We start from the raw sequence: 16,050 nt of genomic DNA on the forward strand, positions 1-16,050 counted from the left end.
CCATAAAACAGGGTATTACTAAGAAAAAGGTAAATTCTTGGGGGGAGAACTATGAAGATAAATGGCAGAAGAAAAAGTAGTAATGTAGAAGATCGCCGCGGGATGAGTAAGGGTGCCATTGGCGGGGGTATCGGAGGAATCGGGATTATTATTGCCATCATTTTTACGCTGCTGAATGGTGGGGATGCCGGGGATATATTCAACCAAGTGAACCAAGGGCAGATACAAAGCGGAAGTAATACCGAATACACTCCTACTGCTGAAGAAGAAGAGCTGGCGGAGTTTGTATCGGTTGTACTGGCAGATACAGAAGATGTTTGGCAACAGCTATTCGAAGGACAGGGATTAACTTATGAAAACCCAAGCCTTGTACTATTTACAGATAGTGTCCAATCCGGATGTGGTGTTGCTGGGGCTGCTGTTGGTCCTTTTTACTGTCCAGCCGATCAGAAATTATATATTGATCTAAGTTTTTATCAGGAGCTTAAAAACAGGTTCGGTGCGCCGGGTGATTTTGCAATGGCTTATGTTGTAGCCCATGAAGTAGGTCACCATGTACAAACATTATTAGGCACTTCCCAAAAAGTACATGCCCTAAATGGGAGAGTGAGCCAGGAAGAGTACAACGCGCAAACCGTAAGACTTGAATTGCAAGCGGATTATTATGCGGGTGTATGGGCAAATCATGTTCAGGATTTAGGTTATTTAGAAGCAGGAGATGTCAATGAGGCATTGACTGCAGCAAATGCAATTGGTGATGATACCCTGCAAATGGAGGCCCAGGGATATATTGTACCTGAAAGCTTCACACATGGTACAAGCGAGCAGCGAGTAAGATGGTTTAAAAGAGGTTTTGAAAGAGGTACAATCGAGGGCGGAGATACATTTAACGCCAATGCACTGTAATTCCTTTGAAATGTTTATTTGACTACGAACCAACTTTCACCTTTTTCTTTAATAATAGAATAGTGTATAATATTACAGTCTCATTTACTTTAAGGGTTTGTTATAAACCTTCATCTAAATATATCTATCATAACGGAAAAGAGAGTGAAATCAATGGGTCGTAAATGGAATAACATTAAAGATAAGAAAGCCGAAAAAGATAAAAATACTAGTCGAATTTATGCTAAATTCGGAACTGAAATTTATGTGGCTGCTAAAAAGGGCGAACCAGATCCAGAATCAAATACAGCATTAAAGTTTGTATTGGAACGTGCTAAAACATACAATGTACCAAAGCATATCATCGATAAAGCAATTGACAAAGCTAAAGGTGCAGGCGGAGAAGACTATGACGAATTGCGTTATGAAGGATTCGGTGTAGGTGGAACAATGGTCGTTGTTGATGCTTTAACAAACAATGTAAACCGTACTGCTTCAGATGTTCGTGCGGCATTCGGCAAAAATGGCGGGAACATGGGTGTATCAGGTTCTGTTACGTATATGTTCGACTCAACTGCCGTATTTGGTATTGAAGGAAAAAAAGCCGATGAAGTATTGGAAATTCTTTTGGAAGCTGATGTGGATGCACGCGATGTATTTGAAGAAGAAGACAATGTAATTGTTTACGCTGAACCAGATCAATTCCATGCTGCCCAAGAAGCATTTAAAGCAGCGGGCATTACCGAGTTTACAGTAGCGGAGTTAACAATGCTTCCTCAAACAGAAGTAGCGCTTTCTGGTGACGATGCAGCTAAATTCGAAAAAATGCTTGATGCCTTGGAAGACCTTGATGATGTACAACGTGTTTACCACAATGCTGATTTAGGCGAGTAATCTTGCTCAGTAATTGAATATACTAAACCCCGGTAGTGTTTTGTTGCTGCTGGGGTTTTTGTTTTGTTTAAAAATCAAATATATATAGAAAATCATGTTTGTGTTAGTAATTGAAAATAGGACATTGGCTATAAACAATTTAAATTTTGTCATTTTCTGTCGATAAAAGAAAAGGAATAATTTAAGTTGTGCTAAAGGAGTTTACATATAATGAAGAAAGAAAAAAAACTATCAAGGCAAATACTTTCCATCATTGTAATTATATTCATTTTTTTATTAGGACTGTATGTATTTACGATGAGCTATAACTCAAAGGAATCTGTTAAAGCGGCAATTGGAGAGCGAACTATTGAAATTGCAGAGAATATGCTAAATTTCATAGAAGTTGAGCAATATAAAGAACTAGCAGAGAATCCGGTAGAAAATAATCTTTATTGGGAATTAAGAGAACAGCTAAATGAATTACGTGAAATGAATGGCGTGTTATATGCTTATACATATGCAGTGCCCGAAGAGGGGGAAGATGTTACATTTTTAGTGGATGGTATGCCGGCAGATGATACTGAAAATGCGGGTGCAATAGGGGAGACATCCGGTTCTACAACATATGAGCATCTTCAAAAGGTACTGAAAGATGGTTCCTTCCACTCGGATCTACTAAGCAGTGATTATGGTGAATACATTTCAGGAACAATCCCGATGAAAGATGCTGATGGTGAGGTCATTGCCTTTTTGGGAGTGGATATCGATGCTTCCTATGTCGATGAAGTAAGTGCATCGGTTGCAAAAGATATTGTACCGAAAGTAAGTATGATATTCTTACTTATTGTGTTAATGGGATTGTATATAACATACCGTTATGTAAATAGATCTTTAAAACCTTTAAATCTGTTAAAAGCGGCTTCTGAGCAACTAGCTGATGGAGATTTAAAAGGAGTGGATGAAACACTTTCTTCATTGAATTTAAAGAATAATAATGAGATTGCTATTTTCTCAAAAACATTCTCACAAGCCCTTAATAGTTTGTCAAATTCATTATTAAATCTGTATATGAAATCTAACAACTTAGAGAAGGCGGTTGCTGATATAGATCTTACGGCTGCTCAAGTTACAAAATCAAACAATATAATTGCCTCTAGTATCGTTGAAATTGCATCAAGCAGTGATCAACAGGAAGCTAGCAATAATGAAGTCACTCAAGCGATGAATGAAATGTCCATAGGTATTCAGCGATTAGCGGACTCGACATCGGATATGGCTGAAGCCTCAACTGATATGACAAATTTAGTTAAAACAAGTGTCAACCATGCAAAACAAGTAGTATCGCAAATACAAAATGTAGAAGCATCTGTGTTGCATACGGAAGCGTATGTACGTGAGATGAGTGATAAATTCAAGTCAATCAAAGAAATGGTATTAGTTATTACGAGCATTGCTGATCAAACAAATCTATTAGCATTAAATGCGGCGATTGAAGCAGCACGAGCTGGGGAAGCAGGTAAGGGCTTTGCTGTAGTTGCTGATGAAGTTCGAAAGCTAGCAGAAATGTCCAGAAGCTCAGCAAGTGAAATTCAATCTTATCTAGAAAACTTTGTTCTAATTAGTGAAAAAGCTTTAGTGGAGATGGACAATAGTACGCAAGAAGTAAAAGCAGGTAATCAAGCAGTTATAGAAATTGACGACAACTTAAAACGTATTTTAACTGTCGTGGTTGATGTAAACTCTAAAATCCAGGATGATTCAGCAGTAATTGAACAAATGTCTGCAAGCTCTGAAGAAATTCTGGCTTCAACAGAGGAAATGCAGAAATTGGTTATTATTACAACAAGCCAAACTAAAGAAGTAGCAGGCTCTTCAGATATACAAGTAGAGATGGTTCATAAACTTGAGGAAGTGGTTCAGCTACTTGATTCAACTTCAAAAGAAATGATTGAAGAAATAAGCAAATTTAAATTTTAAGAGGTAAGCACATTCATCGGGGATTGATGGATGTGCTTATATCTATTGTAGGTGAATTATTTACGCAGCATGAAATCAGATAAGAATAGTAAAAATCGAAAGAATTGCAACTTGGGAAGGCTTAGCACAACTAACTAAAATAAAACTTTTACGAATAAATTGCGAAACAATTATCAGAATAGTTGCTCTTTTGGAAGAAATCGTTAATAATAGAATAGTAAACTTCGATTTGCTAAATATTAGAGGGGTGTAAGAGAGAATGGTAACTTTTAAAGAGTATGAATATAAAAGACCGAATTTAGATGAAACAAAGGATAAAGTAAGAGAATTAATTCAACAGTTTAAAAATGCTGATTCCGTTGAAACACAAAGTGAAGTAATTGAAAAGATCAACGAATATCGCAATGACTTTTCAACGCAGGCCAATCTTGTATATGTGCGCGCATCGATTGATACGAATGACGAGTTTTACCAAAAGGAACGAGATGTTCTGGATGAGCTGGAACCGCAATTTGAAGAACTACTTTTCGAGTATTATACAGAGCTTGTTAAAACACCATATAGAAAACAATTGGAAGAAAAATGGGGCACTCAACTTTTTGCATTGGCCGAAAGTCAGATTAAGGCGTTTTCTCCGGAAATTATCGAGCTAATGCAGCAGGAAAACAAGCTTGTTTCAGAATACAACAAGTTAGTAGCTTCAGCGCAAATTGAGTTTGACGGGAAAACTTTAACGCTTGCCCAGCTTACTCCATATGGAGAGTCTACTGATCGCAATGTCCGTAAACAAGCGATGGAAGCCAGATTTAACTTCTTTAACGAAAATGGCGAAAAGTTTGATGACATTTTCGATCAGTTAGTAAAACTGCGCCATAAAATTGCTACAACACTAGGCTACAAAAATTACGTTGAATTAGGTTATGTCAATATGAATCGCATTGATTATAATGCGGAAATGGTAGCAAACTTTAGGGAACAAGTACAAAAGTTAATTGTACCTCTTGCTACGAAGCTATATGATCGCCAAGCAAAACGTATCGGTATTAATGACTTTAAGTATTACGATGAAGGGTTAAACTTCCTAACTGGAAATGCCAAGCCGCAGGGGAGTCCGGAATGGATTGTAGCTAATGGCAAGAAAATGTATGAAGAACTTTCGCCTGAAACAGGAGAGTTTTTCAACTTCATGATTGATCGTGAATTAATGGATCTAGAAGCGAAGAAAGGGAAGGAAAGTGGTGGCTATTGTACTTTTATAGATAATTATGATTCGCCATTTATCTTCTCCAACTTTAATGGCACCTCTGGTGATATTGATGTCCTGACACATGAAGCAGGACACGCCTTCCAAGTATACTCAAGCCGTAATATCGGGATTCCTGAATATCTATGGCCAACATATGAATCAGCTGAAATTCATTCAATGAGTATGGAATTCTTTACATGGCCATGGATGCAGTTATTCTTTAAAGAAGAAACAGAGAAATATAAATTCTCCCATCTAGCGAGCGGCTTATTATTCTTGCCTTACGGAGTTGCAGTAGATGAGTTCCAGCATGTTGTCTATGAAAACCCTGCTATGACACCGGCTCAGCGTAAGCAAGCATGGAAAGAAATTGAAGAGAAATATCTGCCGCATCGTGATTACGACGGCTACGAATACTTGGAATCTGGCGGCTTCTGGCAACGTCAGGCACATATATATGCAAGTCCATTCTATTATATTGATTACACGCTTGCCCAAGTTTGTGCATTCCAATTCTGGAAACGCTCAAGAGAAGATTTTGATTCTGCGTGGAAGGATTATCTTCACCTCTGTGGATTGGGCGGGTCAATGTCATTTACAAAGCTAGTAAAAGAAGCAGGCTTAATCTCGCCGTTTGATGATGGTTGCGTTGAATCTGTGATTGATGCAATTGAAGAGTATTTAAACTCTGTGGATGATGCAAGTTTGTAAGTGTAGTAACTCTCGGAAAATAATTTCCGGGAGTTTTTTTATCTGTTAAGATATAATAAGGGCTGGTATAAATTTTATAAATTAGAATAATATTCATATGTTTATAAAATGCATACATAAGATGTTTTTAAATTTACCCTATTATGGATGAATAGGAAATCGTTATCAATGCAACAATATGGAAAGAGGTGATTGTCGGTGACAAAAAAAGTCTGGTTCCAAGTAGGAATTGGCATGATTATTGCGCTTTTAATTATAAAATATGTGGTAGAAATTCATTGGATCTTTAATCCATTCTATATCATCATCAAAACAATCTTTATCCCATTATTACTGGGTGGGGTGCTCTATTATATATCAGAGCCCTTGCAAAGGTTTATGGAAAAGAAGGGTGCCCCACGGTGGGGAAGCATATTAACGATTGTCCTGTTGCTGGCGGGTATCGTGACAGGGATTTTGTTGATGATTGGTAAGCCTATTTCTGAGCAGGTGAATAATTTAGTGGAAAATGCACCATATATTGAAGATAAAATTATGGATGCTGCCGATATTGTTTGGGATAATAAGGAAATACTGCCTCCGCAAGTGGAAACGTTTGTGGATTCCGTTTCAAGCTCCATTCAAAGTGTTATGATGACAGGCGGTAAATATATTGTAAGCTTTGTGAGTGGAACAGTAACTGCAACCTTTACATTGATCTTGGTGCCGTTCTTCTTTATATACATGCTGAAAGATCACGAAAAATTTGCACCAAATATTTATAATATTTTTGCTGGTGAAAGAAGAACTTGGGTAAAAGAAACCCTGGCCGATATTGATAATGTTTTAAGAAATTATGTTCAAGGTCAAGTGCTGATCAGTTTAATCCTGGCTAGTATGATGTATATTGGCTACTTAATAATACAATTGGATTATGCACTGTTATTAGCACTTTTTGCTTTCTTTATGAATATGATTCCGTTTATTGGACCATGGATTTCTTTGGCGCCCGCTCTTGTCATCGCTGTCATCCAAGATCCAATCTTGGTGGTGTGGGTTGCTGTTATTACATTGGTTGCGCAACAATTGGAAAGTAACCTAATCACCCCGAATATTATGGGGAAATCATTGGATGTCCATCCTCTGACTGTTATTACGATTGTATTGGCAGCGGGGAATATAGGTGGCTTCCTATTTATCATTATTGCGATCCCAACATATGCTGTAATTAAAGCAGTCGTAAAAAATATTTACGAAGAACGCAAAAAGATAAAGGAAGCAGCAACAAAGTCAGTTTAAAAAGATTGAAACGAGTCACAGTATACCATAAGTGGTGTACTGTGTTTCATTTTAGTGTATTGTATAACTAGAAATGGAAAGTAGATTTTGACAACAGAAGGATAAAGGAGTTCATCATATACATGTTATCATTCCAACAAAAACAAGAGATAATTGAAACGTTTCCGGAGCTGACGAAAAAAGAGATTTCCATGAAACGAGTAAACTATCATTTTGAAGACAGCTTATATGAAAAAACGATTGTGGTAGAAAAATTACACCCAAATGGAAATGGTTTTGTCTATATCGGGGATTTATTGAAATACGACAAACTTGCAAATGACAAAGGATTAGTCAATATACGCGATTTTGATGAACAGGCATTACGTGAAATTATCCAGGACGCCATTGATTTCTTATCGGAAGACTTGGACATTCCGGTTGTTGAACAGTGGACCTCGCGGGATGGTGTGACATTGGAGTTAAGACATCATAGACGTGATTGGAATATATATTATCAAGATAATTTGGAAGAGACTTTTGGAACACGTGAATCTGCAATAGAGTATTTGCAAGAGGAAGGATTTAAACTGAAGAAATAAAGGAGCAGCTATGATGAATGGGAAAAAAGTAGCCATATACTTTGTAGGATTTATAATCTTGGTTTGCATATTGATAGTAGTAATTATGCAAGTATTCTTCGCGACATATGAACCTAAACCGACTAATGTAGAAGCAGAAACATCAATTGTCCTCCCTGTAGAAGACAATATGAACACTTTGTAAACAATAAAAACCAAACGAAATACTCGTTTGGTTTTTTGTATTTAGAAGAATAAATTAAGGATGAAGAAAATGATAGCCGCCATTAAAGCAGATATTGGCATTGTGATCAGCCAAGTAAGTACAATTTTACGAGCGACGCCCCATTTAACGCCTTTAACACGTTGTGCAGATCCTACACCCATGATGGCTGAGGAAATAACGTGTGTTGTAGAAACGGGTAAATGGATGACAGTTGCTCCGAAAATAATGGATGCCGATGCTAAATCAGCTGCAACCCCGTTGACCGGTCGGATCTTCATAATTTTACCGCCGACAGTTTTGATGATTTTATAACCACCAATTGAAGTTCCAAGCCCCATAGCGATCGCACAGGCAATTCGAACCCATTCCTGTACTTCATCGTCTGTTTGTAACCCTGCAGCAATCAATGCCATTGTAATAATCCCCATTGCTTTTTGGGCATCATTTGTACCGTGCGTAAAGGATTGAATTGCTGCAGTAATGATTTGTACAATCCGGAAACCCTTATTCGTTCGATAAAGGTTTAAGTTTTTAAATAATATTTTAAACAGTGACATGAATATAAAACCGATGGCTAACGCTAAAAATGGAGAAGCAATTAACCCGATTAAAATACTGCTGAACCCACCATAATTTAAAATAGTAAAGCCACCTGCAGCTATTGCTGCACCGGCAATGGAACCGATTAATGTATGAGAGGAACTCGATGGAATACCGAAGTACCATGTAAGTAAGTTCCAAGTGATAGCAGAAAGTAGTGCTGCTAAAATAACGATCGTACCAGTTGTATCATCTGCAGTAGCATTTAGTGCAAAAGGGTCAACAATGTCCTTGGCAATCGCCTTTGCTACACCAACGAACGTAATTGCCCCAAGAAAGTTCATAACTGCGGCCAATAACACAGCAACGCGCGGTGGTAATGCACGAGTAGAAACAGAAGTAGCAATTGCGTTTGCTGTATCATGGAAACCGTTAATAAAGTCGAATGCTAAAGCAAAAATTACGACTAATATTGTCAGTAATAATATTATATCCATTTTAAGACTCCTGACTCTTACGCGTTACGCATAATAATTGTTTCTAATGTGTTCGCTACATCCTGGCATGAATCTGCAATCTCTTCTAATTGGTCATAGATATCACGCATCTTGATAAGACGAATTGGATCTTTTTCATTAAGGAATAATTGCTTTGTTGATGAACGGGAAATTTCATCACACTCACGCTCATAGTCTTTAATAAGAATAATGTGTTTACGCATTGCAATTAAGTCTTTTTTATTTAAAAGATCTGTTGCTGCAACGATTTCATCTGCACTACTTGAAATATAATCAAAGAATTTTCTCATTGATTCATCGACTTCCGTAAATGAAAACATCTCGAAATGTGCGATACAATGTTCTGCACCGTCCAGCACATCATCCATCTTATTAGCCAAAGCTAAAATATCTTCACGTTCGATCGGCGTCATGAAGGACTTATTTAACATAACGATTAACTCATGGATTAAGTTATCCCCATCAGTTTCGTACTTCTTCATTTTTACGCTGATCTCTTTTAAATCAGCAACAGTTTCAATTCTGAAATCTCTGGCATAATGTACAGCTTCTCTCATATTTTCTGCTATCTTGTGCAAAGATAGGAAAAATGGGTCTGGTTTTCTTGAACTAAACATGGAATTGCCCCCTGGTATACGTGTGAATTTAATAGTAAATTAAAACCTAAATCATCATATCAAAATATTTATAAAATCTATACATATTTCAACTTGAAAATAACAAAATTTACATTGCTGTAATATAAATCATGAATTCAAGATACAGTTTCTGTATAATATGGGAAATACCAAACGAAACTGCACTTCTAACTAAGAAATTCTTACTTAATATACTTGCCTGTTTCATTCATTTTATGTGAGTGCACTTCAAAAAAATTCTTTTAATTCATTTTCCAAAAAGGGTTTGGCTGACAAAAATTGAGTAAATGCATGGTAACGTTCCAGTTGCTGCTGGGATGGTCTTTTACCGGTAAAATACGCACGAATCAATATATTTTTCGGAGTATGTTCGATATCGATAAACTCCAGTATTTGCGTTTCATATCCGACAAGGGATAATACCTCAGCCCTAATTGAATCAGTGGCAAGAGATGCAAAACGTTCTTTTATTAAGCCGTGTTGCGTCATTATTTCCAAGCTAGGGGAATCAAGCTGGCGATTTAATTCATGCTGGCAGCACGGGACACTTAAAATGACTTTGGCTCCCCATTTAACGGCACGTGCCAAGGCCATATCTGTTGCTACATCGCAGGCATGTAATGTAACCACCATGTCTACTGAATTTTCATCATTATAATCGTTTATGTCACCAACCAAAAATTCAAGCTGATCATAATTTAAATCCTGGGCAATTTGATTACATTCCTGGATAACTTCTTTTTTCAGATCGAGCCCCGTTACCCGAATATCCAGCCCTTTTTCTATTTTAAGGTAGTGGTATAGGGCAAACGTTAAATAAGATTTGCCTGATCCAAAATCAAGAATGCGTATTTGGCGATCCTTTGGTAAATGTTCTAGAGAATCATGAATAAATTCAACAAAACGATTAATTTGTTTAAACTTATCATATTTTTGTTTTTTTACTTTTCCTTCTTCCGTTTGAACGCCAAGGCGAATCAAAAAAGGATAAGGAGTTGTGTCGTCGAGCAAGTATTGTTTCTTTCGATTGTGCGACAGATTGATTTCTTTTGTTTCTTTTGCTTTTTCAGTTTTCCATAAAACTTTGTTTTTCTTGGAGAGCTGAATTTGAATGTTCTCGTTTTTAAATTGCGCATGTATTTGCCGGAACTGTGGTATTAATATATCGAAGGAATCTGAAAACTTTTCAAGAATAACGTTTTCGTGTTTTAAAATCCGTTCAAATTGATATTCAATTTGAATATGATAGACACCCTTCAACTCGATGGGCTTCAATTTAACTCGCTTCAAATCATTCGATTTAAGCCTAGGTTGACTAATCGTAGCATTAATTAGGTCTTTATTTAAAATAAGTTTTAATAATTCTTCTTTCATTAGTTGGAAGTCCATGGATATCAGCCTTTTCTTATAAAATGTTGGCACTAGTTTATCACAGCTATCAAAGGAAGTGGTAGATTCTTATCTGAGTGAGTCATAAAGTATCGCGTATAAAATAATTAATAAGTATGGAAATATTATCTTTTCAAAATTTTTAAACATTATGCTGATGAAATATGATAAATTAAAATTAATGAAGTAGCCTTTTTCTGAAAAATGCTATCATTTACATTAAATTAGTCGCTATTTCATTATTAATCTAAATTTTTAAAGGGGGATTAGGGATGTCCGGTCACGCATTTCAATTATTAGCAATTATTATTTATATGCTCGCCATGATTATTATTGGATGGTTTGCATATAGAAGAACAAAAAACTTGAATGATTATATGTTGGGTGGGCGAGATTTAGGTCCGGCGGTTACGGCATTAAGTGCCGGGGCTGCAGATATGTCCGGATGGCTGCTGATGGGGCTGCCTGGAGCTATTTATGCAGTAGGTTTAGTGGAGGCATGGATTGCAATCGGGTTAACAGTGGGTGCTTGGTTAAACTGGTTTTTAGTTGCACCTCGTTTGCGCGTATATACACAGGTTTCAAAAGATTCCATCACAATTCCGAGTTTCTTGGATAACCGCCTTCGTGATAATACGAAATTGATTCGTATTGTTTCAGGTATAGTTATTTTAGTCTTTTTCACATTCTATGTTTCTTCGGGGATGGTATCCGGAGGGAAGTTCTTCGAAAGTTCTTTTGGATTTGACTATCATACTGGATTGTTGATTGTTAGTGCAGTTACAGTTGGTTATACATTATTTGGTGGATTCCTGGCTGTTAGTTATACTGACTTTTTACAAGGCTTAATCATGTTTTTAGCTTTGGTGTTAGTTCCTATTGTTGGTGTGTTTGTTACAGGTGGTATTGGAGAAACAATTGATTCAATTCAAGCTGTCAATCCAGAGCAATTCAGCTTATTTGCATCAACGGCAACAGCTGCGGGGATTATCTCATCTGTAGCTTGGGGACTTGGATATTTCGGCCAACCTCATATTATTGTACGCTTCATGGCGATAAAATCGGTAAAAGAAACAAAACAAGCTCGCCGAATCGGAATTGGATGGATGATTTTAAGCTTATTGGGAGCAACTTGTACTGCGCTTGTAGGATTGGCCTACTTCCAGCAAAATGGAGGAAATGTAGATGATCCTGAAACAATCTTTATTGTTATGGGGCAAATCTTATTCCACCCATTCATTGCGGGGATTATGCTGGCGGCTATTCTAGCGGCAATTATGAGTACAATTTCTTCACAACTAATTGTAACTTCTTCTGCACTTGTAGAGGATATGTATAAAGCGTTATTTAAAAAAGATGCCTCAGATAAGCATTATGTAATGGCAGGAAGACTTGCAGTACTTGTTGTATCTGTTATCGCAGCAATTTTAGGGTGGAATCCAGACAGTTCTATTCTTGATTTAGTAGGATTTGCATGGGCTGGATTTGGTGCAGCATTTGGACCGACTATTCTGCTAGCTTTATATTGGAAAAAGCTTACTAATATTGGAGCGTTAGTCGGGATGGTTGCGGGTGCAGTCGTTGCCTATGTTTGGGGACAAAGTGAAGCTTTATCAGCAATGTTGTATGAGATTGTTCCTGGTTTCATTATTAACTTGATCCTGGCAGTTATCGTAAGTTTAGTTACTTATAAACGAAATCCGGAAATTGAAAAAGAGTTTGAGGATACATTAGCGTTATTGAAATCCGAAAAAGAAAAGTAAAGAGTAATGCCTCAAAAGTATCAACTTTTGAGGCATTTTTTATATGTAAAGATTCAAACGGGGTATATTACAATAAGTTGTGGAACGTTATTGAAATGATAATTAAGCATATACTATATGATACAATAGAAGGGAATACACAATATAGTAGTAAAAAGAGTGTAGCTAACTTTGCGATTCAGCATAAAAAGCTTATAAGCCGCGTGTTTAAACAGGGAGGTATCTTAGTGACAAATTTGCAAGAGGTAGAAACAATTATTGAAAAAGCTGTCTTGGTAGGCGTCAATTTGCAAAATGATCGTAATTTTGATTATTCAATGGAAGAATTGGAAAGTTTAGCGGAAGCCTTGGAAGTAGAAGTAATCGGAAGTGTTATACAAAACCTGGAAAGAGTTAATCCTTCCCATTATGTAGGGACAGGTAAAATAGTGGAAATAAAAAATTTTATAGATGAAGCAGAAGCAAACCTTGTCATATTTAATGATGAATTATCACCTTCGCAGATTCGAAACCTTGAACACGATTTGGAATGTAAAGTCATTGACCGGACGATGCTCATTTTAGATATTTTCGATCGCCGTGCGAACACAAGAGAAGCACAAATGCAAGTTGAATTGGCTCAATTGCAATATATGCTGCCTCGACTAGTGGGTTTGCATGCTTCACTTTCCCGCCAAGGTGGCGGCACGGGTGGAGGATTTAGAAACCGTGGTGCAGGGGAAACAAAATTAGAATTAGATCGACGAAAAATCGAAGATCAAATTGCAAAGCTTCGCAAAGATCTCGAAGTTGTTAAGAACATCAGGGAAACCCAAAGGAAGAAACGACGTAAAAATGAAGTGCCTGTTGTATCGCTGGTGGGATATACAAATGCCGGGAAATCTACAATTATGAACAGACTTCTGAAAAAGATTGGACAAGAGGATAATAAACAGGTATTCGAGAAGGACATGCTCTTTGCAACACTCGATACCTCCGTCCGTAATATCGAATTACCGGATAGAAAGACATTCTTGCTGACAGACACGGTTGGATTTGTTAGCAAACTTCCGCATCATTTAGTAAAAGCCTTCCGTTCTACATTAGAAGAAGCAAGAGAAGCGGATCTTCTGTTGCATGTTGTGGATGTGTCAAATGAACAGCATCCATTTATGATGGATGTCACGAACAAGACGTTAAGTGAGGTAGACGTTGAGGGAATCCCAACTATTTATGTGTATAACAAATCGGATTTGGCGAATGTCAAGTATCCCTTAGTTAGCGGCGACAATATTTGGATTTCCGCTCAGAATGATGAAGGTTTAGATGAATTAGTGGAATTAATACGGCAGTATGTCTTTTCGGATTATGTGGAATGCGAAATGCTGATTCCATTTGACCGTGGGGATGTTGTATCCTACTTGAACGCCAATGCACAAGTAAAAGGTACGGAGTATGAAGAACAAGGCACGAAGCTTCTTGTTGAGCTTAAAGATGCTGATTTAAAAAAATACGAACAGTATGTTATAAAATAACGTGAGTGGGTAACGATGAATATGTCGTTACCTCTTTTTTTGCTTCCATAGGTAAGTGGAATGAAGGTAATATTATGAGTAACTGGATGTTTAAATTATTCTAATATAATATAAAAATATGGAAATGCCAAAAATATAGCGAAAATAGAGAAGAAAGAGAAATTTCTAACTTTTATATAATATATTGAAAAAATTTTAAGAATGCTTTAATGTAATAAAATGCACGATTCGGACAACTAGCTATCTAATATAAATTGTCGGAAAATATGAAAAATAAAACGGAAGAGGGTATCTTTATGTATAGTAAAGACGAAATAGTCAAATCCGTTCCTCAAAAAGGTTTTTTTGGACATCCTAAAGGATTATTGACTCTATTCTTTACAGAATTTTGGGAACGATTCTCCTATTATGGAATGCGTGCCATTCTTATCCTTTACATGTACTATGAATTACATGAAGGTGGATTGGGATTAGATCGAGGAACTGCAAACTCAATCATGGCTCTTTATGGGTCGTTAATTTATATGTCTGGTATTATTGGTGGTTGGTTTGCCGACCGAATTTGGGGTACACGCAAAACTGTATTCTATGGTGGAATACTGATCATGATCGGGCATATTGCCTTAGCATTCCCAGGGGGAGTAACGGCATTATTAATCTCCATGGCATTTATTATCATTGGTACAGGGTTATTAAAATCAAATGTATCAACTATCGTTGGAGATATGTATGCTGAAGGCGATAACCGCCGTGATTCAGGTTTCAGCATTTTCTACATGGGCATCAACATGGGGGCATTTATATCCCCATTAATCATCGGCTTTGTTGGGGAAAGATATAATTTCCATTTTGGCTTTGGTATTGCTGCTGTTGGTATGCTTATTGGGTTAATTGTTTATTACGTAACTCAAAAGAAATTCCTTGGGTTAGCTGGTCTTGAAGTACCTAACCCACTAAAGGCAGAAGAGAAGAAGAAAACTATTCGAAATGTTGTCATTGGTATTATTGCTGTATTAATCATTGGAGTGATTTTATACAGTACTGGAAATTTAACAATGTCAATCTTTAGCTTGATCATTACGACACTTGGTGTATTAATTCCGACTATTTTCTTTATCGTCATGTATCGTAGTCCTAAAACAACGAAAGATGAAAAATCGCGTGTACTAGCTTATATTCCATTATTTATTGCGGCAGTTATGTTCTGGGCGATTCAAGAACAAGGAGCCACAATTCTAGCGACATATGCTGATACCCGTACAGATCTTACTATCGGAAGCTTTGAAATTCCGGTATCATGGTTCCAATCTTTAAATCCTTTATTCATTATTATCTTTGCACCGGTATTTGCGTGGCTATGGTTGAAACTTGGAAGTAGACAACCTTCTACACCTAAGAAATTTGCCATTTCATTATTCTTTGCTGGAGCTTCTTTCTTGGTAATGATTATTCCAGCGACAATTTCTGGTGGTACTGAGCTTGTTAGCCCATGGTGGTTGGTTCTGTCATTCTTCCTAGTAGTGGTAGGAGAGTTGCTATTATCACCGGTTGGTCTATCGGCAACAACCAAACTTGCACCAGCTGCCTTCGCGGCTCAGACAATGTCTTTATGGTTCTTAACGAGTGCAGCGGCTCAAGCAATCAATGCTCAGTTAGTTAGAATTTATGAGGCAGTTACTGAAATTACTTATTTCGGTACTTTAGGTGGAATCTCTATTGTATTAGGTATTCTTTTACTAGTATTGACACCCATCATTTCAAAAGCGATGCGTGGAGTAAATTAAAACAAGTTAACATTAAATTAGTGCTTTGGGTATAGAAAGTGGGCATCTCAGATAAGGTCTGGGGGCCCGCTTTTTTTAGTAGAAATGGATTATTTTTGGTCATTATAGAAAAATATGACATCTTTTCCAATACCCGTTCGTTATT

The 16,050-nt window shown here is 37.0% G+C and carries 13 protein-coding genes; 10 read left to right on the forward strand and 3 right to left on the reverse strand.

The window, feature by feature from the left end:
- Window positions 1-51: 51 nt before the first annotated feature.
- The 7 genes from ypfJ to QYB95_RS16730 all read left to right on the forward strand — a co-directional run bounded on the left by ypfJ (window position 52) and on the right by QYB95_RS16730 (window position 7,738).
- Window positions 52-906, forward strand: a complete 855-nt coding sequence (gene ypfJ, locus QYB95_RS16700; protein WP_301139514.1) for a KPN_02809 family neutral zinc metallopeptidase — start codon at window positions 52-54, stop codon at window positions 904-906.
- Between the two features lie 153 nt (window positions 907-1,059).
- Entirely contained in the window at window positions 1,060-1,779 is a 720-nt protein-coding gene (locus QYB95_RS16705) for a YebC/PmpR family DNA-binding transcriptional regulator (RefSeq protein WP_301139515.1), read from the forward strand.
- 210 nt (window positions 1,780-1,989) lie between these two features.
- The gene (locus QYB95_RS16710) at window positions 1,990-3,738 is read left to right on the forward strand and encodes a methyl-accepting chemotaxis protein (protein ID WP_301139516.1); all 1,749 of its coding nucleotides are present in this window, start codon (window positions 1,990-1,992) and stop codon (window positions 3,736-3,738) included.
- A gap of 259 nt (window positions 3,739-3,997) precedes the next feature.
- Window positions 3,998-5,695: a M3 family oligoendopeptidase gene (locus tag QYB95_RS16715; protein ID WP_301139517.1), complete on the forward strand. Its 1,698-nt coding sequence runs from the start codon at window positions 3,998-4,000 to the stop codon at window positions 5,693-5,695.
- 198 nt (window positions 5,696-5,893) lie between these two features.
- On the forward strand, window positions 5,894-6,973 hold the full coding sequence (locus tag QYB95_RS16720) for an AI-2E family transporter (RefSeq protein WP_301139518.1): 1,080 nt from the start codon (window positions 5,894-5,896) through the stop codon (window positions 6,971-6,973).
- Window positions 6,974-7,095: 122 nt separating this feature from the next.
- Window positions 7,096-7,554: a hypothetical protein gene (locus QYB95_RS16725; RefSeq protein WP_301139519.1), complete on the forward strand. Its 459-nt coding sequence runs from the start codon at window positions 7,096-7,098 to the stop codon at window positions 7,552-7,554.
- A 10-nt stretch (window positions 7,555-7,564) separates the two neighbouring features.
- Window positions 7,565-7,738 carry a hypothetical protein gene (locus tag QYB95_RS16730; RefSeq protein WP_301139520.1) on the forward strand — a complete coding sequence of 58 codons (174 nt, stop codon included), beginning with the start codon at window positions 7,565-7,567 and terminating at the stop codon, window positions 7,736-7,738.
- 41 nt (window positions 7,739-7,779) lie between these two features.
- On the opposite strand, the gene QYB95_RS16735 is transcribed toward QYB95_RS16730, so the two are convergent.
- The 3 genes from QYB95_RS16735 to QYB95_RS16745 form a co-directional block, all read right to left on the reverse strand.
- Complete coding sequence (locus tag QYB95_RS16735; protein ID WP_301139521.1) at window positions 7,780-8,796, reverse strand: inorganic phosphate transporter; 1,017 nt, start codon at window positions 8,794-8,796, stop codon at window positions 7,780-7,782.
- Between the two features lie 17 nt (window positions 8,797-8,813).
- Complete coding sequence (locus QYB95_RS16740; RefSeq protein ID WP_301139522.1) at window positions 8,814-9,434, reverse strand: DUF47 domain-containing protein; 621 nt, start codon at window positions 9,432-9,434, stop codon at window positions 8,814-8,816.
- A 249-nt stretch (window positions 9,435-9,683) separates the two neighbouring features.
- Window positions 9,684-10,844, reverse strand: a complete 1,161-nt coding sequence (locus QYB95_RS16745) for a class I SAM-dependent methyltransferase (protein WP_301139523.1) — start codon at window positions 10,842-10,844, stop codon at window positions 9,684-9,686.
- Window positions 10,845-11,116: 272 nt separating this feature from the next.
- On the opposite strand from QYB95_RS16745, the gene putP reads away from it, so the two are divergent.
- The 3 genes from putP to QYB95_RS16760 all read left to right on the forward strand — a co-directional run bounded on the left by putP (window position 11,117) and on the right by QYB95_RS16760 (window position 15,905).
- Window positions 11,117-12,607: a sodium/proline symporter PutP gene (gene putP / locus QYB95_RS16750; RefSeq protein WP_301139524.1), complete on the forward strand. Its 1,491-nt coding sequence runs from the start codon at window positions 11,117-11,119 to the stop codon at window positions 12,605-12,607.
- A gap of 227 nt (window positions 12,608-12,834) precedes the next feature.
- Window positions 12,835-14,121 (forward strand): GTPase HflX, encoded by a 1,287-nt coding sequence (gene hflX / locus QYB95_RS16755; protein WP_301139525.1) that lies wholly within the window; start codon window positions 12,835-12,837, stop codon window positions 14,119-14,121.
- Window positions 14,122-14,417: 296 nt separating this feature from the next.
- Entirely contained in the window at window positions 14,418-15,905 is a 1,488-nt protein-coding gene (locus QYB95_RS16760) for a peptide MFS transporter (RefSeq protein ID WP_301139526.1), read from the forward strand.
- Window positions 15,906-16,050 lie beyond the last annotated feature (145 nt).

This window comes from Ureibacillus aquaedulcis, assembly GCF_030418165.1.
Classification (GTDB): domain Bacteria; phylum Bacillota; class Bacilli; order Bacillales_A; family Planococcaceae; genus Ureibacillus; species Ureibacillus aquaedulcis.

What these genes read in the sequence shown, in the direction of transcription:
- ypfJ (WP_301139514.1), top strand. Translation starts at nt 52, where the DNA reads ATGAAGATAAATGGCAGAAGAAAAAGTAGTAATGTAGAAGATCGCCGC.
- QYB95_RS16705 (WP_301139515.1), top strand. Translation starts at nt 1,060, where the DNA reads ATGGGTCGTAAATGGAATAACATTAAAGATAAGAAAGCCGAAAAAGAT.
- QYB95_RS16710 (WP_301139516.1), top strand. Translation starts at nt 1,990, where the DNA reads ATGAAGAAAGAAAAAAAACTATCAAGGCAAATACTTTCCATCATTGTA.
- QYB95_RS16715 (WP_301139517.1), top strand. Translation starts at nt 3,998, where the DNA reads ATGGTAACTTTTAAAGAGTATGAATATAAAAGACCGAATTTAGATGAA.
- QYB95_RS16725 (WP_301139519.1), top strand. Translation starts at nt 7,096, where the DNA reads ATGTTATCATTCCAACAAAAACAAGAGATAATTGAAACGTTTCCGGAG.
- QYB95_RS16730 (WP_301139520.1), top strand. Translation starts at nt 7,565, where the DNA reads ATGATGAATGGGAAAAAAGTAGCCATATACTTTGTAGGATTTATAATC.
- QYB95_RS16735 (WP_301139521.1), bottom strand. Translation starts at nt 8,796, where the DNA reads ATGGATATAATATTATTACTGACAATATTAGTCGTAATTTTTGCTTTA.
- QYB95_RS16740 (WP_301139522.1), bottom strand. Translation starts at nt 9,434, where the DNA reads ATGTTTAGTTCAAGAAAACCAGACCCATTTTTCCTATCTTTGCACAAG.
- QYB95_RS16745 (WP_301139523.1), bottom strand. Translation starts at nt 10,844, where the DNA reads ATGGACTTCCAACTAATGAAAGAAGAATTATTAAAACTTATTTTAAAT.
- putP (WP_301139524.1), top strand. Translation starts at nt 11,117, where the DNA reads ATGTCCGGTCACGCATTTCAATTATTAGCAATTATTATTTATATGCTC.
- QYB95_RS16760 (WP_301139526.1), top strand. Translation starts at nt 14,418, where the DNA reads ATGTATAGTAAAGACGAAATAGTCAAATCCGTTCCTCAAAAAGGTTTT.